At 64.9% G+C, this 19,556-nt stretch carries 16 protein-coding genes; 7 read left to right on the plus strand and 9 right to left on the minus strand.

Annotated features, from left to right (window positions below; genetic code table 11):
* Window positions 1–112: 112 nt before the first annotated feature.
* Genes nagA through EOA49_RS10665 form a run of 4 tightly spaced genes read right to left on the minus strand, consistent with a single transcriptional unit; the run spans window position 113 to window position 4,002 of the window.
* The gene (gene nagA / locus EOA49_RS10650; RefSeq protein WP_127240438.1) at window positions 113–1,273 is read right to left on the minus strand and encodes an N-acetylglucosamine-6-phosphate deacetylase; all 1,161 of its coding nucleotides are present in this window, start codon (window positions 1,271–1,273) and stop codon (window positions 113–115) included.
* Complete coding sequence (locus EOA49_RS10655) at window positions 1,270–2,301, minus strand: SIS domain-containing protein (protein WP_127240437.1); 1,032 nt, start codon at window positions 2,299–2,301, stop codon at window positions 1,270–1,272. The genes nagA and EOA49_RS10655 overlap by 4 nt, the downstream gene beginning before the upstream one ends.
* Window positions 2,298–3,077 (minus strand): GntR family transcriptional regulator, encoded by a 780-nt coding sequence (locus EOA49_RS10660; protein ID WP_067324046.1) that lies wholly within the window; start codon window positions 3,075–3,077, stop codon window positions 2,298–2,300. The genes EOA49_RS10655 and EOA49_RS10660 overlap by 4 nt, the downstream gene beginning before the upstream one ends.
* Window positions 3,078–3,120: 43 nt before the next feature.
* Window positions 3,121–4,002 (minus strand): N-acetylglucosamine kinase, encoded by an 882-nt coding sequence (locus tag EOA49_RS10665; RefSeq protein WP_127240436.1) that lies wholly within the window; start codon window positions 4,000–4,002, stop codon window positions 3,121–3,123.
* A 200-nt stretch (window positions 4,003–4,202) separates the two neighbouring features.
* Between EOA49_RS10665 and EOA49_RS10670 the strand changes: the two genes are divergently transcribed.
* From EOA49_RS10670 to EOA49_RS10695, 6 genes are all read left to right on the plus strand, one after another.
* Window positions 4,203–5,111, plus strand: a complete 909-nt coding sequence (locus EOA49_RS10670) for an N-acetylmuramic acid 6-phosphate etherase (protein ID WP_127240435.1) — start codon at window positions 4,203–4,205, stop codon at window positions 5,109–5,111.
* A 52-nt stretch (window positions 5,112–5,163) separates the two neighbouring features.
* Window positions 5,164–6,423 (plus strand): ABC transporter substrate-binding protein, encoded by a 1,260-nt coding sequence (locus tag EOA49_RS10675; RefSeq protein WP_067324040.1) that lies wholly within the window; start codon window positions 5,164–5,166, stop codon window positions 6,421–6,423.
* Between the two features lie 230 nt (window positions 6,424–6,653).
* Window positions 6,654–7,583, plus strand: coding sequence for a sugar ABC transporter permease (locus tag EOA49_RS10680; RefSeq protein WP_095799125.1), 930 nt, complete (start codon window positions 6,654–6,656; stop codon window positions 7,581–7,583).
* A gap of 8 nt (window positions 7,584–7,591) precedes the next feature.
* Entirely contained in the window at window positions 7,592–8,431 is an 840-nt protein-coding gene (locus EOA49_RS10685) for a carbohydrate ABC transporter permease (RefSeq protein ID WP_127240434.1), read from the plus strand.
* Entirely contained in the window at window positions 8,428–9,489 is a 1,062-nt protein-coding gene (locus EOA49_RS10690; RefSeq protein WP_127240433.1) for a Gfo/Idh/MocA family oxidoreductase, read from the plus strand. The genes EOA49_RS10685 and EOA49_RS10690 overlap by 4 nt, the downstream gene beginning before the upstream one ends.
* A gap of 15 nt (window positions 9,490–9,504) precedes the next feature.
* Window positions 9,505–10,503 carry an ABC transporter ATP-binding protein gene (locus EOA49_RS10695; RefSeq protein WP_066996130.1) on the plus strand — a complete coding sequence of 333 codons (999 nt, stop codon included), beginning with the start codon at window positions 9,505–9,507 and terminating at the stop codon, window positions 10,501–10,503.
* A 181-nt stretch (window positions 10,504–10,684) separates the two neighbouring features.
* Here EOA49_RS10695 and EOA49_RS10700 read toward each other — a convergent pair whose 3' ends face one another.
* The 5 genes from EOA49_RS10700 to EOA49_RS10720 all read right to left on the minus strand — a co-directional run bounded on the left by EOA49_RS10700 (window position 10,685) and on the right by EOA49_RS10720 (window position 17,262).
* Window positions 10,685–11,530 carry a fumarylacetoacetate hydrolase family protein gene (locus tag EOA49_RS10700; protein ID WP_095799123.1) on the minus strand — a complete coding sequence of 282 codons (846 nt, stop codon included), beginning with the start codon at window positions 11,528–11,530 and terminating at the stop codon, window positions 10,685–10,687.
* 239 nt (window positions 11,531–11,769) lie between these two features.
* Window positions 11,770–12,501, minus strand: a complete 732-nt coding sequence (locus EOA49_RS10705) for an SDR family oxidoreductase (protein WP_127240432.1) — start codon at window positions 12,499–12,501, stop codon at window positions 11,770–11,772.
* 201 nt (window positions 12,502–12,702) lie between these two features.
* Entirely contained in the window at window positions 12,703–15,078 is a 2,376-nt protein-coding gene (locus EOA49_RS10710; RefSeq protein ID WP_127243147.1) for an aldehyde dehydrogenase family protein, read from the minus strand.
* Window positions 15,079–15,244: 166 nt separating this feature from the next.
* Complete coding sequence (gene deoC / locus EOA49_RS10715; RefSeq protein WP_127239947.1) at window positions 15,245–16,294, minus strand: deoxyribose-phosphate aldolase; 1,050 nt, start codon at window positions 16,292–16,294, stop codon at window positions 15,245–15,247.
* 140 nt (window positions 16,295–16,434) lie between these two features.
* Window positions 16,435–17,262 (minus strand): ferredoxin--NADP reductase, encoded by an 828-nt coding sequence (locus EOA49_RS10720; RefSeq protein ID WP_066996144.1) that lies wholly within the window; start codon window positions 17,260–17,262, stop codon window positions 16,435–16,437.
* Between the two features lie 220 nt (window positions 17,263–17,482).
* Here EOA49_RS10720 and EOA49_RS10725 point away from each other — a divergent pair, with 220 nt between their 5' ends.
* Complete coding sequence (locus EOA49_RS10725; RefSeq protein WP_127243148.1) at window positions 17,483–19,555, plus strand: hydantoinase/oxoprolinase family protein; 2,073 nt, start codon at window positions 17,483–17,485, stop codon at window positions 19,553–19,555.
* Window position 19,556 lies beyond the last annotated feature (1 nt).

The raw sequence follows: 19,556 nt of genomic DNA on the forward strand, positions 1-19,556 counted from the left end.
TGCCTTAACGCCAAAGCGTGCAACGATTACAGAATTCTGCACCGTTGCGCCCCACCGCAGAGGTCACGGCATGGATCCTCGGGTCAAGCCCGAGGATGACGAAGGAAGAGGCCTACGCCGCAAAAACCTTCTCGCCGCCGATCCAGACATTCTTGACGTCCAGGTCTTCCGACAGCCCGACAATGTCCGCTGCGGTGCCGTTGGCGAAGCGGCCGAGGCGATGCGCCTGGCCGATCGCTTCGGCGGGATAGAGCGAGGCCATGCGGAGCGCCTCGTCGAGATCGAGCCCGACCACGCGATGGACGAAGCGCACGGCGGAAATCATGTCTAGATCGGCGCCGGCCAGCGTGCCGTCGGCAAGCCTGAGACTCCCGTCCTTGCGGTAGATGGTACGGCCGTTGAGGGTGAAGGATGTCATGTCGGTGCCGATCGTCGCCATGGCGTCGGTGACCAAAAGGATCCTGCCCGGGCCTTTCTTGGCATTGAGTGCAAGCGTCATGGTGCCGGGATGGACATGGATTCCGTCCGCGATGATGCCAGCGTAGAAGCTGCCGGTGTCGATCGCCGCTCCGGCCAGTCCCGGCTCACGATTGCCGATCTGGCTCATGGCGTTGAAGAGATGGGTGACGACCGTGGCGCCGGCCTCGGCGAATGCCGTTGCCGTGGCATAGCCGGTGTCGGAGTGGCCGAGGCTGACAACGATGCCGGCCGCGGCCAGCGCCGTGACCCGGGCCGGCTGGACCGATTCCGGTGCGACCGTGGTGAGCAGCACCGGCAAGCCCTGACGCGCCGCGACCAGCGCAGCCTGGTCAGCGTCCGTCATTGGCCGGATAAGAGCCGGATCATGCGCGCCCTTGCGCGCGACGGACAGATGCGGGCCTTCGAGATGCAGCCCAAGAAAAGCCGGCACCTTCTTCCGGGCGGCCTCGGCGCCGGCGTCGACCGCCGCGGCGGTGATCGCCGGCGTGTCGGTGATCAGCGTCGGCAGGAGCGCCGTGGTGCCGAAGGGCGCGTGCGCCCGGCAGATGGTCTCGATCGAGGCGACATCGGGATGGTCGTTGAGCATAACGCCTCCACCGCCATTGACCTGGATGTCGACGAAGCCGGGAACCAAGAGGCCGCCACCGGTCTCGATATGGGAGACGCCTGACGGCACGGCGCCGGCGGGCAGAATGGCCTCGACCACGCCGTCCTTGACGACAAGGGCCGTATCGTCGTGCCAGTCGGCCCCGTCGAAGATACGGGCGCCGGTGAGGGCGAAACGGTCGCTCATACGGTTTCCGTCACCTTGCGCAGATTGCGTGGCGCATCTGGATCGAGGCCGCGATGGCGAGCGAAGGCCTCGACGAAGCCATAGAAGGACACGATCAGCGGCAGCGGATCGGTTAACGGATGGCCGGTTGCGACATACGGCAGCCGCCTGGCTGCCTTCGCCTTGTCGGAGGTGACGAAAGCGGCCGCGCCTTTGGCCGTCAAGCTATCGGCGGCCTCGGCCACCGAAGGCTCCGACGCGTCGCGGGCAGCAAGCGCCAGGACCGGGAAGCCCGGCCCGACCAGCGCCAGCGGCCCATGCATGACCTCGGCGGCGCTATAGGCCTCGGCATGCATGGCGCAGGTTTCCTTGAATTTCAGCGCCGCCTCGCTGGCGATCGCGAAGGATGGGCCGCGGCCGAGGATGAACAGCGAGCGCGGGGACTCGAGCGCCGCGGCGAGCGCCATCCAGTCGCAGGCGATCGCCTTCTCGAAATGCTCCGGCAGGCGGGCGAGCGCAGCAAGCAGCGCCTCATCGCCAGTGCTGTGCGCCATCAGCGCCAGGGCGGCGACGGCCGAATTGACGAAGGTCTTGGTGGCCGCGACGCTGCGCTCCGGGCCGGCGAGAATGTCGATGGCGTAGTCCGAGGCGCGCGCCAGCGGCGAGTCGGCGGTGTTGGTGATGGCGACGGTGAGCGCGCCGCCGGCACTCGCGGTTTCGGCCATGGCGACGATGTCGGGACTCTTGCCCGACTGCGAGATCGCCAGGCAAGCCGAGCCGCGCAGCCTCAGCTTCGCGCCATAGATGGAAGCGATCGACGGGCCGACGGACGCGACGGCGAGGCCGGCCGTCAGCTCCACGGCATATTTCATGAAGGTGGCGGCATGGTCGGACGAGCCGCGCGCCACGGTAACGACGAAATGCGGATCGCGCTCGCGAAGGCCGCGGCCGGCCTCGGCCAGCACGTTGGCTGAGCCGTCCAGCAGGCGGGCGGTGGCCTGCGGGATCTCCTCGATCTCGCGCCGCATGTGGGTGGCGGTTGCGCTCATGGCCGGCTCTCCTCTCCCGGCCCGGTCAGCCGGAGTTCCGCGACGAAGTCATAGGCGTCGCCCCTGTAGATCGAGCGCGTGAACTCGATCACCTTGCCGCTCGCCAGATAGGAAATACGTTCGATGTGCAGGCCGGCAACCCCCGGCGGCACTTCGAGAAGGCGCGCGTCGCCGTCGCCGAGATTGGCGGCCGAAATGCGCTGCACGGCCCGCACCGGGCGGTTGCCGGTCAGTTCCAGCGCCGCGTAGAGCGAGGAGCCGATCGCTTCGGGGTCGGGAAGCACGCTCGCCGAAATCGCGGCGCGCTCGATCGCCAGCGGCGTGTCGTTGGCGATGCGCAGGCGCGCCACGCGCGCCACCAGCTCGCTCGACGACAGGCCGAGCACCATCATCTCGTCCGGCGAGGGCGCATAGAGGCCGCGGTCGAGCCAGGCCGAGCGCACGACCATGCCGCGGCGCGCCATATCCTCGGTGAAGGAGGTGAGCCGCGACAGCGACTGCTCGACACGTTCCATGCGCGGGGCGACAAAGGTGCCGGAGCCATGGCGCTGGACGAGGATGCCGCCTTTGACGAGATCCTGCACGGCCTTGCGCACAGTGACGCGCGAAATGTCGGCCTTGCTGGCTATATCGCGCTCCGACGGCAGCGCGTCACCCGGCCCGATCAGGCCGCGATTGACCGCTTCCTCGATGCTTTTTCTCAGCTGCAGGTAAAGCGGCGCTCCGCTCTGCGAGGATTCTTTCAGCATAGCGAAGATCTGGTCGGCGGCGCTCATGGCGGCGCCTCCGGCAGCATGGCGAAAATCCGGTCGGCGGCGCTCATCGGGCGCCTCCGGATTTGCCCGCGAAGATGCGCGCGGCCATCTGCACCGCGCCGCCGAGCGCATCGTCAAGCGGGGCCTTCAGCAGCGCCTGATAGCGCGCCGCCAGCCGCGGCGCGTAGAGCGGCGCCAGGCCGCCGAGCAGGCATAGCGGCGCATCGTCGGCGAGTTCGAGGGCGCCGAGCGAAGCCTCGACATCGGCAACCACCTTATCGAGGATCCAATTGGCGACGAGATCGCCCTTTTCGGCATGCTCGAAGACCTTTGGCGCGAAACCGCCGAAGTCGCCGGGCTTGGCGTTGGTGGTGAACTCGACCACGTCCTCGGGATTGTTGCGGAAGACGGCAAGCATGGCATCCGTCAGCGGCGAGCCGGGGCGGATGCCGTCATAGGCAAGGAGCGTCTGCTCGAGCAGGTCGCGGCCGATACGGGCGCCGCTGCCCTGGTCGCCGACCTGGAAACCCCAGCCGCCGATGGCGCGCGACTTGCCCGCTTTGCGCGCCATATAGGCGGTGCCGGTGCCCAGGATCGCCATGGCGCCGTCGCCGGAGCCGACGGCGCCTTCGAGCGCGATCTCGGCATCGGTCTCGACGCGGCTTTTGCTGAACGGCAGGATCGCTTCCAGCTGCTGCCTGTAGGTGCCGACATTGGCTCCGGCGAGGCCGAGAATGGCAGGCGTCTCGGGGATCAGCTCCGGATCTTCACCGGCGGCCACGAAAGCTTGCCTTGCCGCCTCGACGATGTTTGCGCGCGCACCGGTAAGGTCGGTGCGGATATTGGCCGCGCCGCTCTTGGCGCGGCCAACGACAGCGCCGTCGGCGGTCGCAAGGGCCGCCCTGCAGCTTGTGCCGCCGCCATCGATGCCAAGCACGAATTTCACGCGATTTTCTCCTCGTCGCGGATAATACCAATAAAATACCAATAGCCAAGCGTTAATTTCGGCTCAAAAAAGATTAAGGCGTATTTGATTGAAAGGACATGGAAATTTGTTCCCGACGCGCTCCGGAGCATGAAAACGCAATGAGAGATGTGGACAAGTGGTATTTTTTTGGTATTGTTCGATCAGTTGGAGGAAAGCGGATGGCCGAGACGCGCACGGAAGCGCTTCATCAGAACGCCGCGGGGCTGGATGTCCAGACCCCGGATGCCATCCTTTCATTCCTCGCCAATGCGCAAATCGAGGCCGCCCGGGCCGTGCACGGCGCCATTCCGGCCATTGCCGAGGCCGCCGAGCTTGTCGCCAGACAATTGAAGGGTGGAGGCAGGCTCGCCTACGCGGCAGCCGGCAGTTCCGGCCTCATGGCTGTCGCCGATGCGCTGGAACTTCCCGGCACATTCGGTATCGCGCGTGACCGCATCGCCATCCTGATCGCCGGCGGCGACGAGGCGTTCCACACGCTTGCCGGCGGACCGGAAGACGATACCGAGGAAGCCGCGGCAGCCGTCGCGAATGCCAATATCGGCAAGGGCGACTGCCTGATCGCCATCTCGGCCAGTGGCTCGACGCCCTATGCCGTCCAGGCGATCGGCGATGCCCGGCGCCGGGGCGCGGCGACGATCGCGATAGCCAACAACAACGGCGCGACGCTGTTCGGCGAGGCCGACGTCGCCATCCTGCTCGAGACGCCGCCGGAGCTGATCGCCGGCTCGACGCGCATGGGCGCGGGAACTGCACAAAAGATCGCGCTCAACATGCTGTCGACGCTCGCTGCCGTCCATCTCGGCCATGTGCATGACGGCTACATGGTCAACCTTGCCGCCGACAACATCAAGCTGCGTGACCGCGCGGTGCGCATGGTGGCCGCCATCAGCGGACGCAGCCGCGAAGATGCGGCGCGCCTGCTCGAAGAGAGCGGTGGCGGCGTCAAGACTGCCATTCTGCTCGCCGCGGGTGCTGCCAATGCCGATGCGGCCGAGAAGATACTGGAAAAAACCGGCCAGAAGCTCAGGCCGGCGCTTTCCGCGATCGAGGGGAGCAAGGCGCGCTAGCCGCTGTTCTCATCAAAACCGAACCTGAAAAAGGTCAACAGGGAGACTGGACATGACGACCAAACTACTGACGGCACTTCTCATCGGCACGAGCATTCTCGGCACCACCGGGATGGCCCTCGCCGAAGACGTCACGCTCAACATCGAGAGCTGGCGCGGCGACGACCTGACCATCTGGAAGGACAAGCTGATCCCGGCCTTCGAAGCCAAGAACCCGGGCATCAAGGTGGTGTTCGCGCCCTCGGCGCCGACCGAGTATGACGCGGCACTCGGCGCCAAGCTCTCTGCCGGCTCGGCGGGCGACCTGATCACCTGCCGCCCCTTCGACAAGTCGCTTGAGCTGTTCAAGAAGGGCAACCTCGCCGACCTCTCGTCGCTGCCAGGCATGGACAACTTCTCTCCGGTCGCCAAGGCCGCCTGGCAGACCGACGACGGAAAGTCGAGCTTCTGCGTGCCGATGGCTTCGGTCATCCACGGCTTCATCTACAACAAGGACGCCTTCGACAAGCTCGGCCTCAAGGTGCCGACGACGAATGAAGAGTTCTACGCCGTGCTCGACAAGATCAAGGCGGACGGCACCTATATCCCGATGGCGATGGGCACGAAGGATCTCTGGGAAGCCGCGACCATGGGCTACCAGAACATCGGCCCGAACTACTGGAAGGGCGAGGAAGGCCGTCAGGCGCTGATCAAGGGCGAGCAGAAGCTGACCGATCCGCAGTGGGTCGAACCCTACAAGGAACTGGCCAAGTGGAAGCCCTATCTCGGCGACGGCTTTGAGGCGCAGACCTATCCGGACAGCCAGAACCTGTTCACGCTCGGCCGCGCCGCCATCTACCCGGCTGGCTCCTGGGAGATCGGCCTGTTCAACACCCAGGCGCAGTTCAAGATGGGCGCCTTCCCGCCGCCCGTGCAGAAGGCCGGTGACACCTGCTACATCTCCGACCACACCGATATCGGCATGGGCCTGAACGCAGCCTCGAAGCACCCGGAAGAAGCCAAGAAGTTCCTGTCCTGGGTCGCTTCGCCGGACTTCGCCAACATCTACGCCAATGCGTTGCCGGGCTTCTTCAGCCTGAACAACACCCCGGTGAAGATGGAGGACCCGCTGGCACAGGAATTCGTCTCCTGGCGCGGCAAGTGCAAGTCGACGATCCGCTCGACCTACCAGATCCTGTCGCGCGGCACGCCAAACCTCGAGAACGAGACCTGGGTCGAATCGGCCAACGTGATCAACGGCACCGACACGCCGGAAGCCGCGGCCAAGAAGCTGCAGGACGGCCTCGACAGCTGGTACAAGCCGGCGAAGTAAGACTTTAGCCATTCGAACCGGCCGGGCAGCTGCCCGGCCGGCCTTCGGACAGATCTAGATAGCGATTGTCGGCGCCGCCTCTCGGTCTTACCCTCACCCTTGCGGGAAGACGAAGCCGCACTGTCGCTGGCCTTGTCCCCTCGCATCATGGGGACAGTCAGGCCGCCGTGCATCGAGGCATCAGCCAAGCACCATCGACCTGGAACCGAGAGACGGCGGGGACCGAACTCATGGCCGCACAAACACGACCCAAGAAACCGATCCGCTGGCATATCGGCGTCTTCCTGGCGCCGGCGGTGCTGGTCTACACGGCAGTCATGATCCTGCCGCTGTTCGGCACCCTGCAGCTTTCTCTGTTCCGCAACATCAACCAGGCGCAAGTGTTCGTCGGGTTCGACAATTTCCACAAGCTGTTCGGCGATCCCAACTGGTCGGTGAATTTCTGGAATGCGCTCAGGAACAATGTCTGGTTCTTCATCATCCACATGCTGGTGCAGAATCCGATCGGCATCCTCTTGGCGGCGCTGCTGTCCAGCCCGAGACTGCGGTTTGCCGCCTTCTATCGCACCGCGATCTTCGTGCCGACGATCCTGTCCTTCGTCATCGTCGGCTTCGCCTGGAAGCTGATCCTGTCGCCGATCTGGGGCGTGGCGCCGCACCTGCTCGACTTCGTTGGGCTGAAGAGCCTGTTCACGCCGTGGCTCGGCAAAGAGCAATATGCGCTCACCGCGCTCAGCCTCGTCTCGGTCTGGCAGTTCGTCGGCATCCCGATGATGCTGATCTATGCAGCACTTCTGTCGATCCCGGACGAGGTGATCGAGGCCGCCGAATGCGACGGCGTCACCGGTATGGCGCAGTTCTGGAAGATCAAGCTGCCGCTGATCCTGCCTTCGATCGGCATCATCTCGATCCTGACCTTCGTGGGTAATTTCAACGCTTTCGACCTGATCTACACCGCGCAAGGGGCGCTCGCCGGTCCGAATTATTCGACCGACATTCTCGGCACCTTCCTCTACCGCGCCTTCTTCGGTTTTCAGCTGCAGGTCGGCGATCCCAACATGGGTGCCGCGATCGCCACGATCATGTTCCTGATCATCCTCGCCGGCGTCTGCGTCTACCTGTTCCTCGTCCAGACGCGCCTGCGTCGCTATCAGTTCTGAGGCGCGCCATGAGCACCGCAACACATTCGCTTCCCCGCACCATCGGCGCCCATGCGGTCCTTTTGACCTACACGGTGATCGCGCTGTTCCCGGTGATCCTGGTCATCATGAACTCGTTCAAGTCGCGCGCCGGCATTTTTGGCGCGCCGCTGACGCCGCCAACGCCGAAAACCTTCGACCTGATCGGCTACACCACCGTGTTCGGCCAGGGCGACTTTCTGCATTATTTCCAGAACAGCCTCGTCGTCACGGTCGCCTCGCTGTCCTTCGTGCTTCTGTTCGGCGCCATGGCCGCTTTCGCACTGTCGGAATACCGCTTCCGCGGCAACACGATGATGGGGCTCTATCTCGCGCTCGGCATCATGATTCCGATCCGCCTCGGCACCGTCGCCATCCTGCAGCTGATGGTGGCGAGCGGGCTGGTCAACACGCTGACGGCGCTGATCCTGGTCTACACGGCGCAAGGCCTGCCGCTCGCCATCTTTATCCTGTCGGAGTTCATGAAGCAGGTGTCCGACGACCTGAAGAACGCCGGCAGGATCGACGGGCTGTCGGAGTACACGATCTTCTTCCGGCTGGTGCTGCCGCTGGTGCGCCCGTCGATGGCGACGGTCGCCGTCTTCACCATGATCCCGATCTGGAACGACCTGTGGTTCCCGCTGATCCTGGCGCCGTCGGAAGAGACCAAGACGGTGACGCTCGGCGCGCAGCTCTTCCTGGGCCAGTTCGTCACCAACTGGAACGCGATCCTGGCGGCGCTCTCGCTGGCGATCCTGCCGGTGCTGATCCTCTACGTCATCTTCTCGCGGCAGCTGATCCGCGGCATCACGTCAGGAGCCGTCAAGTGAGTGCAGAACAGCCTCTTCGCGTCGTCGTCGCCGGCCTTGGCAATATGGGCCGCAGCCATGCGCTGGCCTATCACACCAATCCGGGCTTCGAGATCGCCGCGCTCGTCAACCGTTCCGAGGTGCCGCTGCCGGATGGGCTCGCGGGCTATCGCATCAGGCGCTCCTTCGAGGATGTGCTGCGCGACGAGAAACCGGACGTCGCCGCCATCGCTACTTATTCCGACAGCCACGCCGACTATGCGGTGCGGGCGTTCGAGGCCGGCTGCCATGTCTTCGTCGAGAAGCCGCTGGCGACCACGGTGGCGGACGCCAGGCGCGTCGTCGATGCCGCCAAAGCCAACGGCAGGAAGCTGGTGATCGGCTATATCCTGCGCCACCATCCGTCCTGGATGCGGCTGATCGCCGAGGCGCGCAAGCTCGGCGGGCCATACGTATTCCGCATGAACCTCAACCAGCAGTCCTCCGGCCACAGCTGGGAAACGCACAAGCAGTTGATGCAGACCACCTCGCCGATCGTCGATTGCGGCGTGCATTACCTCGACGTGATGCTGCAGATCACCGACGCCAGACCGGTCGAGGTGCGCGGCATGGGCGTGCGGCTCAGCGATGAAGTGGCGCCCTCGATGTATAATTACGGCCACCTGCAGGTGCTGTTCGAAGACGGCTCGGTCGGCTGGTACGAGGCCGGCTGGGGACCGATGATCTCGGAGACCGCCTTCTTCGTGAAGGACGTGATGTCGCCCAAAGGCTCTGTGTCGATCGTCATGAAGGAGGGCGTGAAGTCCGACGACATCGATACCCATACCAAGACCTCGACCATCCGCCTGCACAGCGCCACGACCGGGCCGGACGGCAAGTTCATCAAAGAGGACGAACTGCTGTCGATGAAAGGCGAGCCGGGGCACCAGGAGCTCTGCGACCTCGAACAGGCCTTCCTGCTCAAGGCCATCCGCGAGGACATCGACCTGAGCCGCCACATGGAGGACGCGGTGAAGTCGCTCGCCGTCTGCCTCGCCGCCGACCAGAGCGTGCGCACCGGCGCGCCAATCAAACTCTAGAACAAGGACGAAGCCGTGGGCTCGCTGAACATCGAGAACGTGAAGAAGGCATTCGGGCCGGTCGAGGTGCTGAAGGGCATCGACCTCGAGGTCAATGACGGCGAATTCGTCGTCTTCGTGGGCCCGTCCGGCTGCGGGAAGTCGACGCTGCTGCGCGTGATCGCAGGGCTAGAGGATTCGACCTCCGGGCGCGTGGTGATCGACGGCGACGACGTCTCCGTCACGCCGCCCGCAAAACGCGGCATCGCCATGGTGTTCCAGACCTACGCGCTCTATCCGCATCTGACCGTGAAGAACAATATGGGGCTCGGCCTGAAACAGGCCGGCACGCCTTCGGCCGAGATCGAGCGCCGCATCAAGATCGCTTCCGCGATGCTGTCGCTCGAGCCCTATCTCGAGCGGCGGCCGGCGGAGCTGTCGGGCGGGCAGCGCCAGCGCGTCGCGATCGGCCGCGCCGTGGTGCGCGAGCCGAAGCTGTTCCTGTTCGACGAGCCGCTGTCCAATCTCGACGCGGCGCTGCGCGTCAACACCAGGCTGGAGATCGCGCAGCTGCACCGGCGGCTAAAGGCAACGATGATCTACGTCACGCACGACCAGGTCGAAGCGATGACGCTGGCCGACAAGATCGTCGTGCTCAATGCCGGCCGCATCGAGCAGATCGGCAGCCCGATGGAGCTCTACAATGCGCCGGCCAATGAATTCGTCGCCGGCTTCATCGGCTCGCCGAAGATGAATTTCATCGACGGCGCCAAGCTTGGCGAGACGGCGAAGACCGTCGGCGTGCGCCCGGAACATCTGACCGTCGATGCAAAATCCGGCGCCTGGAAAGGCACGGTGGTGCATGCCGAGCATCTCGGCGCCGACACCAATCTCTATCTCGACTGCGAGAAGGCCGGGCTGCTCACCGTGCGGATCTTCGGCGTCTACAATGCCGAACCGGGCGCGACGCTCTATGCAACGCCGGATCCGGCGAAGACGTATCGGTTCGGGGCAGATGGAAGGGTGTTGAAGTAGCGCCGGCCTCCCCTTCTCCCCTTGCGGGAGAAGGTGGATCGGGGCGCAGCGCCGAGACGGATGAGGGGTGCTCCAGCGGAGTGCGACGCTTACTTCTGCAACGCAGAGATCGTTCCAACACCCCTCATCCGGCCGCTTCGCGGCCACCTTCTCCCACAAGGGGAGAAGGCGAGGTCTGCGCTTACTCGTCCGCCTTGAAGGTCTGCTTCTGCTGGCCCATGCCCTCGATGCCGAGCTCGACGACGTCGCCGGCCTTCAGGAACACCGGCGGCTTCATGCCCAGCCCGACGCCGGGCGGCGTTCCGGTGGAGATGATGTCGCCGGGATGCAGCGACATGAACTGGCTGAGATAGGAAACCAGATACTTCACGCCGTAAACCATCGTCTTGGTCGAGCCGTTCTGCATGGTCTTGCCGTTGACCGTCAGCCACATTTTGAGGTTCTGCGGGTCGGCGATCTCGTCCGTGGTCACCAGCCAGGGGCCGATCGGGCCAAAAGTGTCGCAGGACTTGCCCTTGGTCCACTGGCCTTGGCGCTCGGCCTGGAAGGCTCGCTCGGAAACGTCGTGCGCGACGCAATAGCCGGCAACATAATCCAGCGCGTCGTCCTCGCTGACATACTTCGCCGTCTTGCCGATGACGACGCCGAGCTCGACCTCCCAGTCGGTCTTGACCGAGCCGCGCGGGATGAGCACGTCGTCATCCGGCCCGACGATAGCCGAACTCGCCTTCATGAAGATGATCGGCTCCGGCGGCACGGTGGCGCCGGTCTCGGCAGCGTGGTCGGAATAGTTGAGGCCGATGCAGATGAATTTCCCCGTGCCGGCCACGCAGGCTCCGATGCGTGGGCTACCGGAAACAGCCGGCAGCGATTTCGGATCGAGCTTCGACAGCATCTCCAGCGAAGCCGGATGCAGCGCCGTGCCGGCGATGTCGGCGACATAGGCCGAAAGGTCGCGGATCGTGCCATCCTGATCGAGCAGGCCGGGACGCTCGCTTCCCATCTCGCCATAGCGCAGCAACTTCATCTTTTCTCTCCACCTTGCGGCCAAAGACCGATTTGCAAAACTTTCCGCCACGACCTCATGCGAAAATCGGGCGGACCCTAGCCATCAGCCTGGTACCCCGCAAGCGCGGACTCCACGCAGTAGGTCGGCAGGCTGGATTTTTCAGACTTTTCGATGCTTCCGATGAACGCGTAGCCCCGATCCGATCTTCCTGTTCGCCCACTAGCACTGCGAACCGCCCCCAATTTTCGAAACGGGCGTCAGATCGACCAGCCGCCATCAATATTGTAGGCCTGCCCCGAAGTGTAGGTGGCGCCCGCCAGATAGACGGCGAGATCGGCGATTTCTTCCGGCGTGCCCAGCCTTCCCATCGGCTGGCGGGCGATGAAGGCGGCGCGCGCCGCCTCATAATCGCCCTGCGCATGCATGCGGTCCTGCAGCGACGGGCTCTCGACCGTGCCCGGACAGATGGCGTTGCAGCGGATGCCCTTAGCCACATAGTCGGCGGCGACCGCCTTGGTCAGGCCGACGACCGCGGCCTTGGTCAGACCGTAGACGAAACGGTTCGGCACGCCCTTCTGCGAACTCGCCAGCGATGCCATGTTGATGATCGAGCCGTCGCCGCGCTCCAGCATGCCGGGCAGCACGGCGCGGATGGTGCGGATCATAGAGCGGACATTGAGATTCAGGGCGAAGTCGAGATCGACATCCGTCATTTCGAGGATCGAGCCCGAATGGACGAAGCCGGCGCAATTGAACAGAACATCGACCGGGCCGATCTCGGCGAAGGCCGATGTCACGGCTGCGTCATCGAGCACGTCGAGTTTGCGGGTTTTTATGCCGGAAGTCTTGCCGAGTTGGGCCAAAAGCTGCTCGTTGATGTCGGTGGCATGAACGGTGGCGCCGGCCTTGGTGAAAGCCAGCGCGCTCGCCCGCCCAATGCCTTGCGCCGCCGCGGTGATGACGACCACTTTGCCTGCCAGATCCGCCATGCTTCCCTCCGGTGTCGCAAGCTTTCTTAGTGGCGGCCAGACGGGATGCAATGTGCCAGGCGAGCCTGACCGCTATTCCGCAGGCCAATTGTTTTTTCTGGTTAAAGAACACATGCCGATGCGTCAAGCCTGGAAGCCTGCGGCAAACGCGCCGAATTTGCGGCGCGAGTGTCGTCAAACCAGACCCGGTCTGGAACGCGCTTAGTCGCCGTAAGGCACCCAGACGTTCTTGACCTCGATGGCGCGGCGCAGGACGGCCTCGCCAGCCGCCTCGCTCGATGTCCAGTCGAGGCTGCGGCCATTGCCGGTCCAGACGCGCTTGAGGTTGCCGATGGAATCGGCCTCCGCCTTGGCGCAGGTGTCGGCATCGGCAAACACCCAGAGCCCATCGACGTCGTCGTGCTTGGCCAGAACGCCGCAGAGCTCGGCGCTGCGGCCGGTGACGATATTGATGGCGCCGGCCGGAATGTCGGAATATTCGATGATCTGGTAGAGATCCGTGGCTAAAAGCGGGTGACGCTCGGACGGCACGGCCACCACGGCGTTGCCCATGGCGAGCGCCGGCGCCACCAGCGAGACGAAGTTGAGGAGCGGCTGATTGTCCGGCGCAACGATGCCGACGACGCCGACAGGCTCGTGCAGCGCAAGCGTCACGGCGCGGGCCGGCGGCTGGTGGACGCGGCCCTCGAACTTGTCGGTGAGGCCGGCATAGAGGAACAGCCGCTCGATGGACTGCTCTACCTCCTCGCGCGCTGCCTTCGCCGTCACGCCGGTGAGTTGGACAAGGCGTGCAGCGAACTCATCGGCACGGCCCGAAAGGTTTTCCGCGAAGTAGTAGAGCACCTGGCTGCGGTTGAAGGCCGTCGCGTCCGGCCAGGCCTTGCAGGCGCGCGCGGCGGCGACCGCGTCGCGGATATCCTTGCGGTTGCCAAGGCCGACTTCGCCGGCAAGCTTGCCCTTGGCGGTGGCGACGGTCAGCGAGTAGTTGCCGTCCGGACGCACCTGCTTGCCACCGATGAACAGCTTTGCCGTGCGGTCGATGGCCATACCGTCAGCCTGCTCGACGACCTGCGCCGAGCCGACTGCGGCCGGCTTGATGGCGGGGCCGACCGGCAGCTTGGCGGCAAGATATTCGAACATCCCTTCCCGTCCGCCTTCGCGACCGAAGCCGCTTTCGCGATAGCCGCCGAAGCCGCAGGCCGCATCGAACATGTTGGTGCCGTTGACCCAGACGACGCCCGCCTTCAATTGCGGCGCGACATGCAAAGCGAGATTGACGTTCTCGCTCCACACCGAAGCGGCAAGACCGTAACGCGTGTTGTTGGCTAGCTCGATCGCCTCCTCGGTGTTACGGAAGCTCATCGTCGCCAGCACCGGCCCGAACACCTCCTCCTGCGCCAGGATATTAGCCGGCGAAACAGAGGTGGCGAGCGTCGGCAAGTGATAGTAGCCCGTCGTCGGCAAGGCAGCGTCCGGCTGCCAGCAAGCGGCGCCCTGCCTGGCGCCCTCGGCGATCAGGCCCTTGACGCGGTCGAGCTGCGTGCGGTCGACCAGCGGCCCGATGTCGGTGTTCTTGTCGAGCGGGCTGCCGACGCGCAGGCGGCTCATCCTGACCTTGACCTTGGCGATGAAGGCCTCCGCGATGCCTTCCTGCACCAGGAGCCGCGAGCCGGCGCAGCAGACCTGGCCCTGGTTGAACCAAATGCCGTCGACCAGTCCCTCGACGGCGCTGTCGAGGTCGGCATCCTCGAAAACGACGAAGGCCGATTTGCCGCCGAGCTCCAGCGACAGCTTCTTGCCCGATCCGGCGGTTGCCTTGCGGATGATCTTGCCGACCTCGGAGGAACCGGTGAAGGCGATCTTCTGCACGCCCGGATGGTTGACGATGGCGGCACCCGCCTCCGGTCCGCCCTGAACGATGTTGACGACGCCTTTCGGCACGCCGGCGCGCTCGCAGATCTCGGCGAACAGTATGGCGGTGAGCGGCGTGAATTCGGCCGGCTTCAGCACCACCGTACAGCCGGCCGCGAGCGCGGGCGCGATCTTCCAGGCCAGCATCAGCAGCGGGAAGTTCCACGGAATGACCTGGCCGACGACGCCGACCGGCTTGTGGCCGGGAAAATCCTTCTCGAGCGTCTGCGCCCAGCCGGCATGATGGATGAAGTGGCGGATCGCCAGCGGCACGTCGATGTCGCGGCTCTCGCGGATCGGCTTGCCGTTGTCGATCGATTCCAACACCGCGAACAGGCGCTGATGGCGCTGCATGGCGCGGCCGATGGCATAGAGCACTTTGGCTCTGGCGTAGCCCGAGGATGCCGACCATTTCGGCAGCGCCTTTGCGGCCGCCGCAACCGCGGCGTCGATGTCGCCGGCACCGGCATCCGAGATCTTCGCCAGCAGCTTGCCGGAGGACGGCTCGCTGGTATCGAAAGTCTTGCCGCTTGCCGCCGCCTTCCAGGCGCCGTCGATGAACAGCGCCCTGGAAAAATCGCGGCCGGCGAGCCAGGCGTCGGCCTCGTTGCGGGCTTCCGGCGCCGGGCCGTACTCCATGGCGCGATAACGTTCTAGGATGTTCATGGGATCGCTCCTTTACCCTCCCCCGTGTGGGGAGGGTCGATCGGCGAAGCCGATCGTGGTGGGGGTAAATGGCTAATGGTTTGGTGCATGGATCAGGCAGATTTGTTTTTCGACCCCCACCCCGCCGCTTCGCGGCGACCCTCCCCGCAAGGGGGAGGGGGGTGGCTCACGCCATCGCGTGGCGATGGTTGGCCGAATAGTGGCCGGTCAAATGATGTTCGAGCTGGCGCTCGATGTCGGTGAGCAGGCTGGAGGCGCCGAAGCGGAACAGCTGCGGCTCGAGCCAGGGCCGGCCAAGCTCTTCCTTCATCAGCACCAGCCAGTCGAGCGAGACCTTCGCGGTGGAAATGCCGCCCGCCGGCTTGAAGCCGATCAGATAGCCGGTCTCCTCGAAATAGGCGCGGATGGCGCGCACCATGGCGAGGCCGACGGGAAGCGTGGCGTTGACGCTTTCCTTGCCGGTCGAGGTTTTTATGAAATCGGCGCCCGCCATCATCGCCACCATCGAGGCCAGCATGACGTTGCGCAGCGTGGCGAGATCGCCCGTGCCTAGGATGACCTTGAGATGGGCGTCGCCGCAGGCGCCGCGCATGGCGACGATCTCGTTGAACAGTTCGCGCCATTTGGCGCCGTAAACCAGCCCGCGCGGGATGACGACGTCGATCTCGTCGGCCCCGTCCTTCACCGAGGCCTCGATCTCCTGCAGGCGGGTCGAGAGCGGCGCAAGGCCGTGCGGGAACGCTGTGGAGACGGCCGCGACATGGATGCCTGTGCCACGCACCGCATCCACGGCCGTGGCCACGAAGGGATGGTAAACACAAACCGCCGCGGGGCGGATCGTTTCGTCGGCGATGCCGAGGCCCTCGACGATATCCCGGCGCAGCGGATTGATCGCTTTGGCGCAGAGCCGGCGCACACGCTCGTCGGTGTCGTTGGAATTCAGCGTGGTCAGGTCCATGCAGGCAATCGCGCGCAGCAGCCAGGCGGCCTGGTTGTCGGCCTTGATCGAGCGCCGCTTGGTGAGGGTGGCGACGCGGCGCTCCAGCGCCGAGCGGTTGACGCTGCGCACGGATTCGAGGAAGCCGAGGTCCAGCTTCATGCCAGGATTGCGGGCAATGCCGTGCTCCAGCGGCATCGGCGTGTTGGCGGCGGCACGCGCCGGCAGCGGCATGATCTTGGACGCGCCTGCGCCGGCCTCGCGGATGGTGCTGCTCATCTCCTGCCCTTTCATTCAGCGACGTGCACTGAAGATAGCCCGCGAAGTTGTCCTTCACGAGTCCTTCAGTGGCTCATAGCGGAAAAAGGCGGCAAAAGCAGTAGGTTTTTGACCGCATGGTCAAAACACTGGGAGATGCCTCAGCCGACGAAGGCGCGCTCGACGACGAAGCTGGCGGGATGGCTGAGCGAGCCCTCCTGGAAGCCGAGGCTTTCGGCGAGCTCCTTGACGTCCTTCAGCATGTGCATCGAGCCGCAGATCATGATGCGATCGGTCTCCGGATTGAGTTTGTCGATGCCGAGGTCGGAGTAAAACTTGCCCGAGCCGATCAGAGCCGTGATCCGGCCCATGCGCGCCGACTCCTCGCGGGTCGTCGAATTGTAGAGCGTGACACGCCCGCCGGTCAGCTCGCCGATCAGCGGATCGGTCTCGAGCGCAGCCACCAGTTCCTGGCCGTAGGTGAGCTCGGCGTTGTCGCGGCAGGTGTGGGTGAGGATCACCTGATCGAACTTCTCATAGGTGTCGGGGTCGCGCAGCAGGCTGGCGAAAGGCGCGATGCCGGTGCCGGTCGAGATCATGAACACGCGCTTTGCAGGCGTCAGCGCGTCGAGCACCAGCGTGCCGGTCGACTTCTGGCGCATGATGACGGTGTCGCCGACCTCAATCTTCTGCAACTCGGAGGTCAGAGGACCGTCCGGGACCTTGATCGAGAAGAATTCGAGCTCGTCGTCCCAGGCGGGGCTGGCAACGGAATAGGCGCGGAAGATCGGCTTCTCGGCATTGGGCAGCCCGATCATGACGAACTCGCCGGAGCGGAAGCGCAGCGACTGTGGGCGGGTGATGCGAAACGAGAACAGGCGGTCGGTGTAATGCTTCACCGACACCACGGTCTCGGCATAGACATTGGCCGGGATCGGGAACTGCAGCGGCTTTGCGCCGGCGAGGTTCAACGCGGATGTCGTGTTCATCAAACCCAACTTTCCGGCGCGGACGCGAGGCGCTGGCGCCAAACTTTCTCGTGCGCGCCCGAACGGTCAGGTTCCGACGTGCTCTCTGCACACTGCCAAGCGGTAAGCTCTTGTGTCCGGAATTTATTAGTATACAAATGATCTTCAGGTCAAGATGGCAGCGTAAAACGGCTTTCCAAACCGAGGCATATCCGTAGTCCTGGCATTTCGGGTTTCGGCAATGAATGAGAAATTTTCGGCGTCGGCGGGAAGCGTGGTTGCCGGCATCGATGTCGGGGGAACCTTCACCGATCTGCTCCTGATCGACGGCAAGGCCGGCGGCAAGGTGCACATCGCCAAGACCCCGACGACGGTAGAAAATCAGGCCTTTGGCGTGGTCGCCGCACTTGGCGCGACCGGCTTTCCGGTCGAGGGCATCGACCTCATCGTGCACGGCACGACGACCACCACAAACGCCGTGCTGGAGCGCCGGCTGGCCAGGACCGGCATGATCACGACGCGCGGCTTCCGCGACGTGATCGAGCTTGGACGGCGCACGCGGCCGCAAGCCTATGGCATGACGGGCACCTTCGTGCCGGTCATTCCGCGCGATCTGCGGCTTGAAGTTTCGGAGCGCGTCGAGGCGTCCGGCGCGGTTCGCCTGCCGCTCGACGCGGCCGAAATGCGCGAAGCCGTGAAAAAGCTGCTCGACGCCGGCTGCGAGTCGCTCGTCATCCATTTCCTGCATTCCTACGCCAACCCCTCGCACGAGCGGCGCGCGGCCGAGATCGCGGCGGAGCTCTGGCCGAACGGCCACATCACGACCGGCCATGCGCTGCTTTCGGAGGCGCGCGAATTCGAACGCGGCGTGACGGCGGCGGTCAACGCCTCGGTGCAGCCGATCCTGGAGCGCTATGTCGAACGGCTGCGCAAGGAGCTCGCGGCGAAAGGCTATGCGCGCGACTTCCTGATCATGAACGGCAATGGCGGCATGATCTCGGCCCGCTTCGTCACGCAGGAATCGGCAAAGACCGTCATGTCCGGTCCGGCTTCCGGCGTCATCGCCGCCGCTTACACGGGAAAGCGCGCCGGCTTCGCCAACCTGGTGACCTACGATATGGGCGGCACCTCGACCGACGTGGCGCTGATCCGCAACGCCGAGCCCGCGGTCTCGAACGAGATCGAGATCGAATATGCGATGCCGATCCATGTGCCGATGGTGGCGGTGCACACCGTCGGCGCCGGCGGCGGCTCGATCGCGCGCGTCGACGCCGCCGGCCTGATCCAGATCGGCCCGGAAAGCGCCGGTGCCAATCCCGGCCCGATCTGCTACGGGCGCGGCGGCACGGAACCCACCATCACGGATGCCAATCTGGTGCTCGGGCGGCTGGCGCCGAAGAAGCTGCTTGCGGTCGACAATCCGGTCACTGTCGAGCGCGTCACCGCAATCTTCGAGGACAGAATCGGCAGGCACACGGGCCTTTCCGGCGTCGAGGCGGCCGGTGCCATCTTGAGGCTCGGCAACATGAAGATAGCGGGCGCCATCCGCATGGTTTCGGTGTCGCGCGGCCACGACCCGCGCGATTTCGCGCTGTTCGCCTTCGGCGGCGCCGGGCCGCTGCACGCGACGGCGCTGGCCCGCGAACTCGGCCTGCCGAAAGTGGTGGTGCCGGCACGCCCGGGTATCACCAACGCGCTCGGCTGCGTCGTCGCCGACCTCAGGCACGACTTCGTCAATACGGTCAACCAGCCGGTAGCGAGCCTCGACGAAGCAAAGCTTCGCGAGTTGTTGGAACGGCACCGAAACGAAGGCGAGTCGCTGATCGGCAAGGAAGCAGTGAAGCCCGATGCAATCCGCGTCACCCACTCCGCCGACATGCAATTCGTCGGCCAGACGCACATCATCAACGTGCCGCTGCCGTCATCCTCGGTTTCACGGGCGACGCTGCAGCAGCTGTTCGAAAAAGCCTATTTCGCGCGTTTCAAGGTCGAACTGCCGGAGATCCGCGCCAATCTCGTCAACCTCAACACCTCGGTGACGGGTGTGCGGCCGCAGATCGACCTGTCTCAGCTGATCGACCCGGCAGGACGCGCGGCGACGCTCGAGGAGGCGCGGCGCGAGATCCGGCCGGTCTGGTACAGCGGGCGCTGGCACGACACGCCGGTCTATGCGCGCGAGAGGCTGCCGCTCGACGCAACAATCGAGGGGCCGGCGATCCTCGAGCAGATGGACGCCACCACCGTGCTTGAGCCCGGCGATCATGCGCGTTCGGACGACGACGGCAACATTATCATCGACATCGGCGAGGCCTGAC

The sequence above is a fragment of the Mesorhizobium sp. M1A.F.Ca.IN.020.04.1.1 genome, assembly GCF_003997315.1.
In the GTDB taxonomy this organism is placed as follows: Bacteria; Pseudomonadota; Alphaproteobacteria; order Rhizobiales; family Rhizobiaceae; genus Mesorhizobium.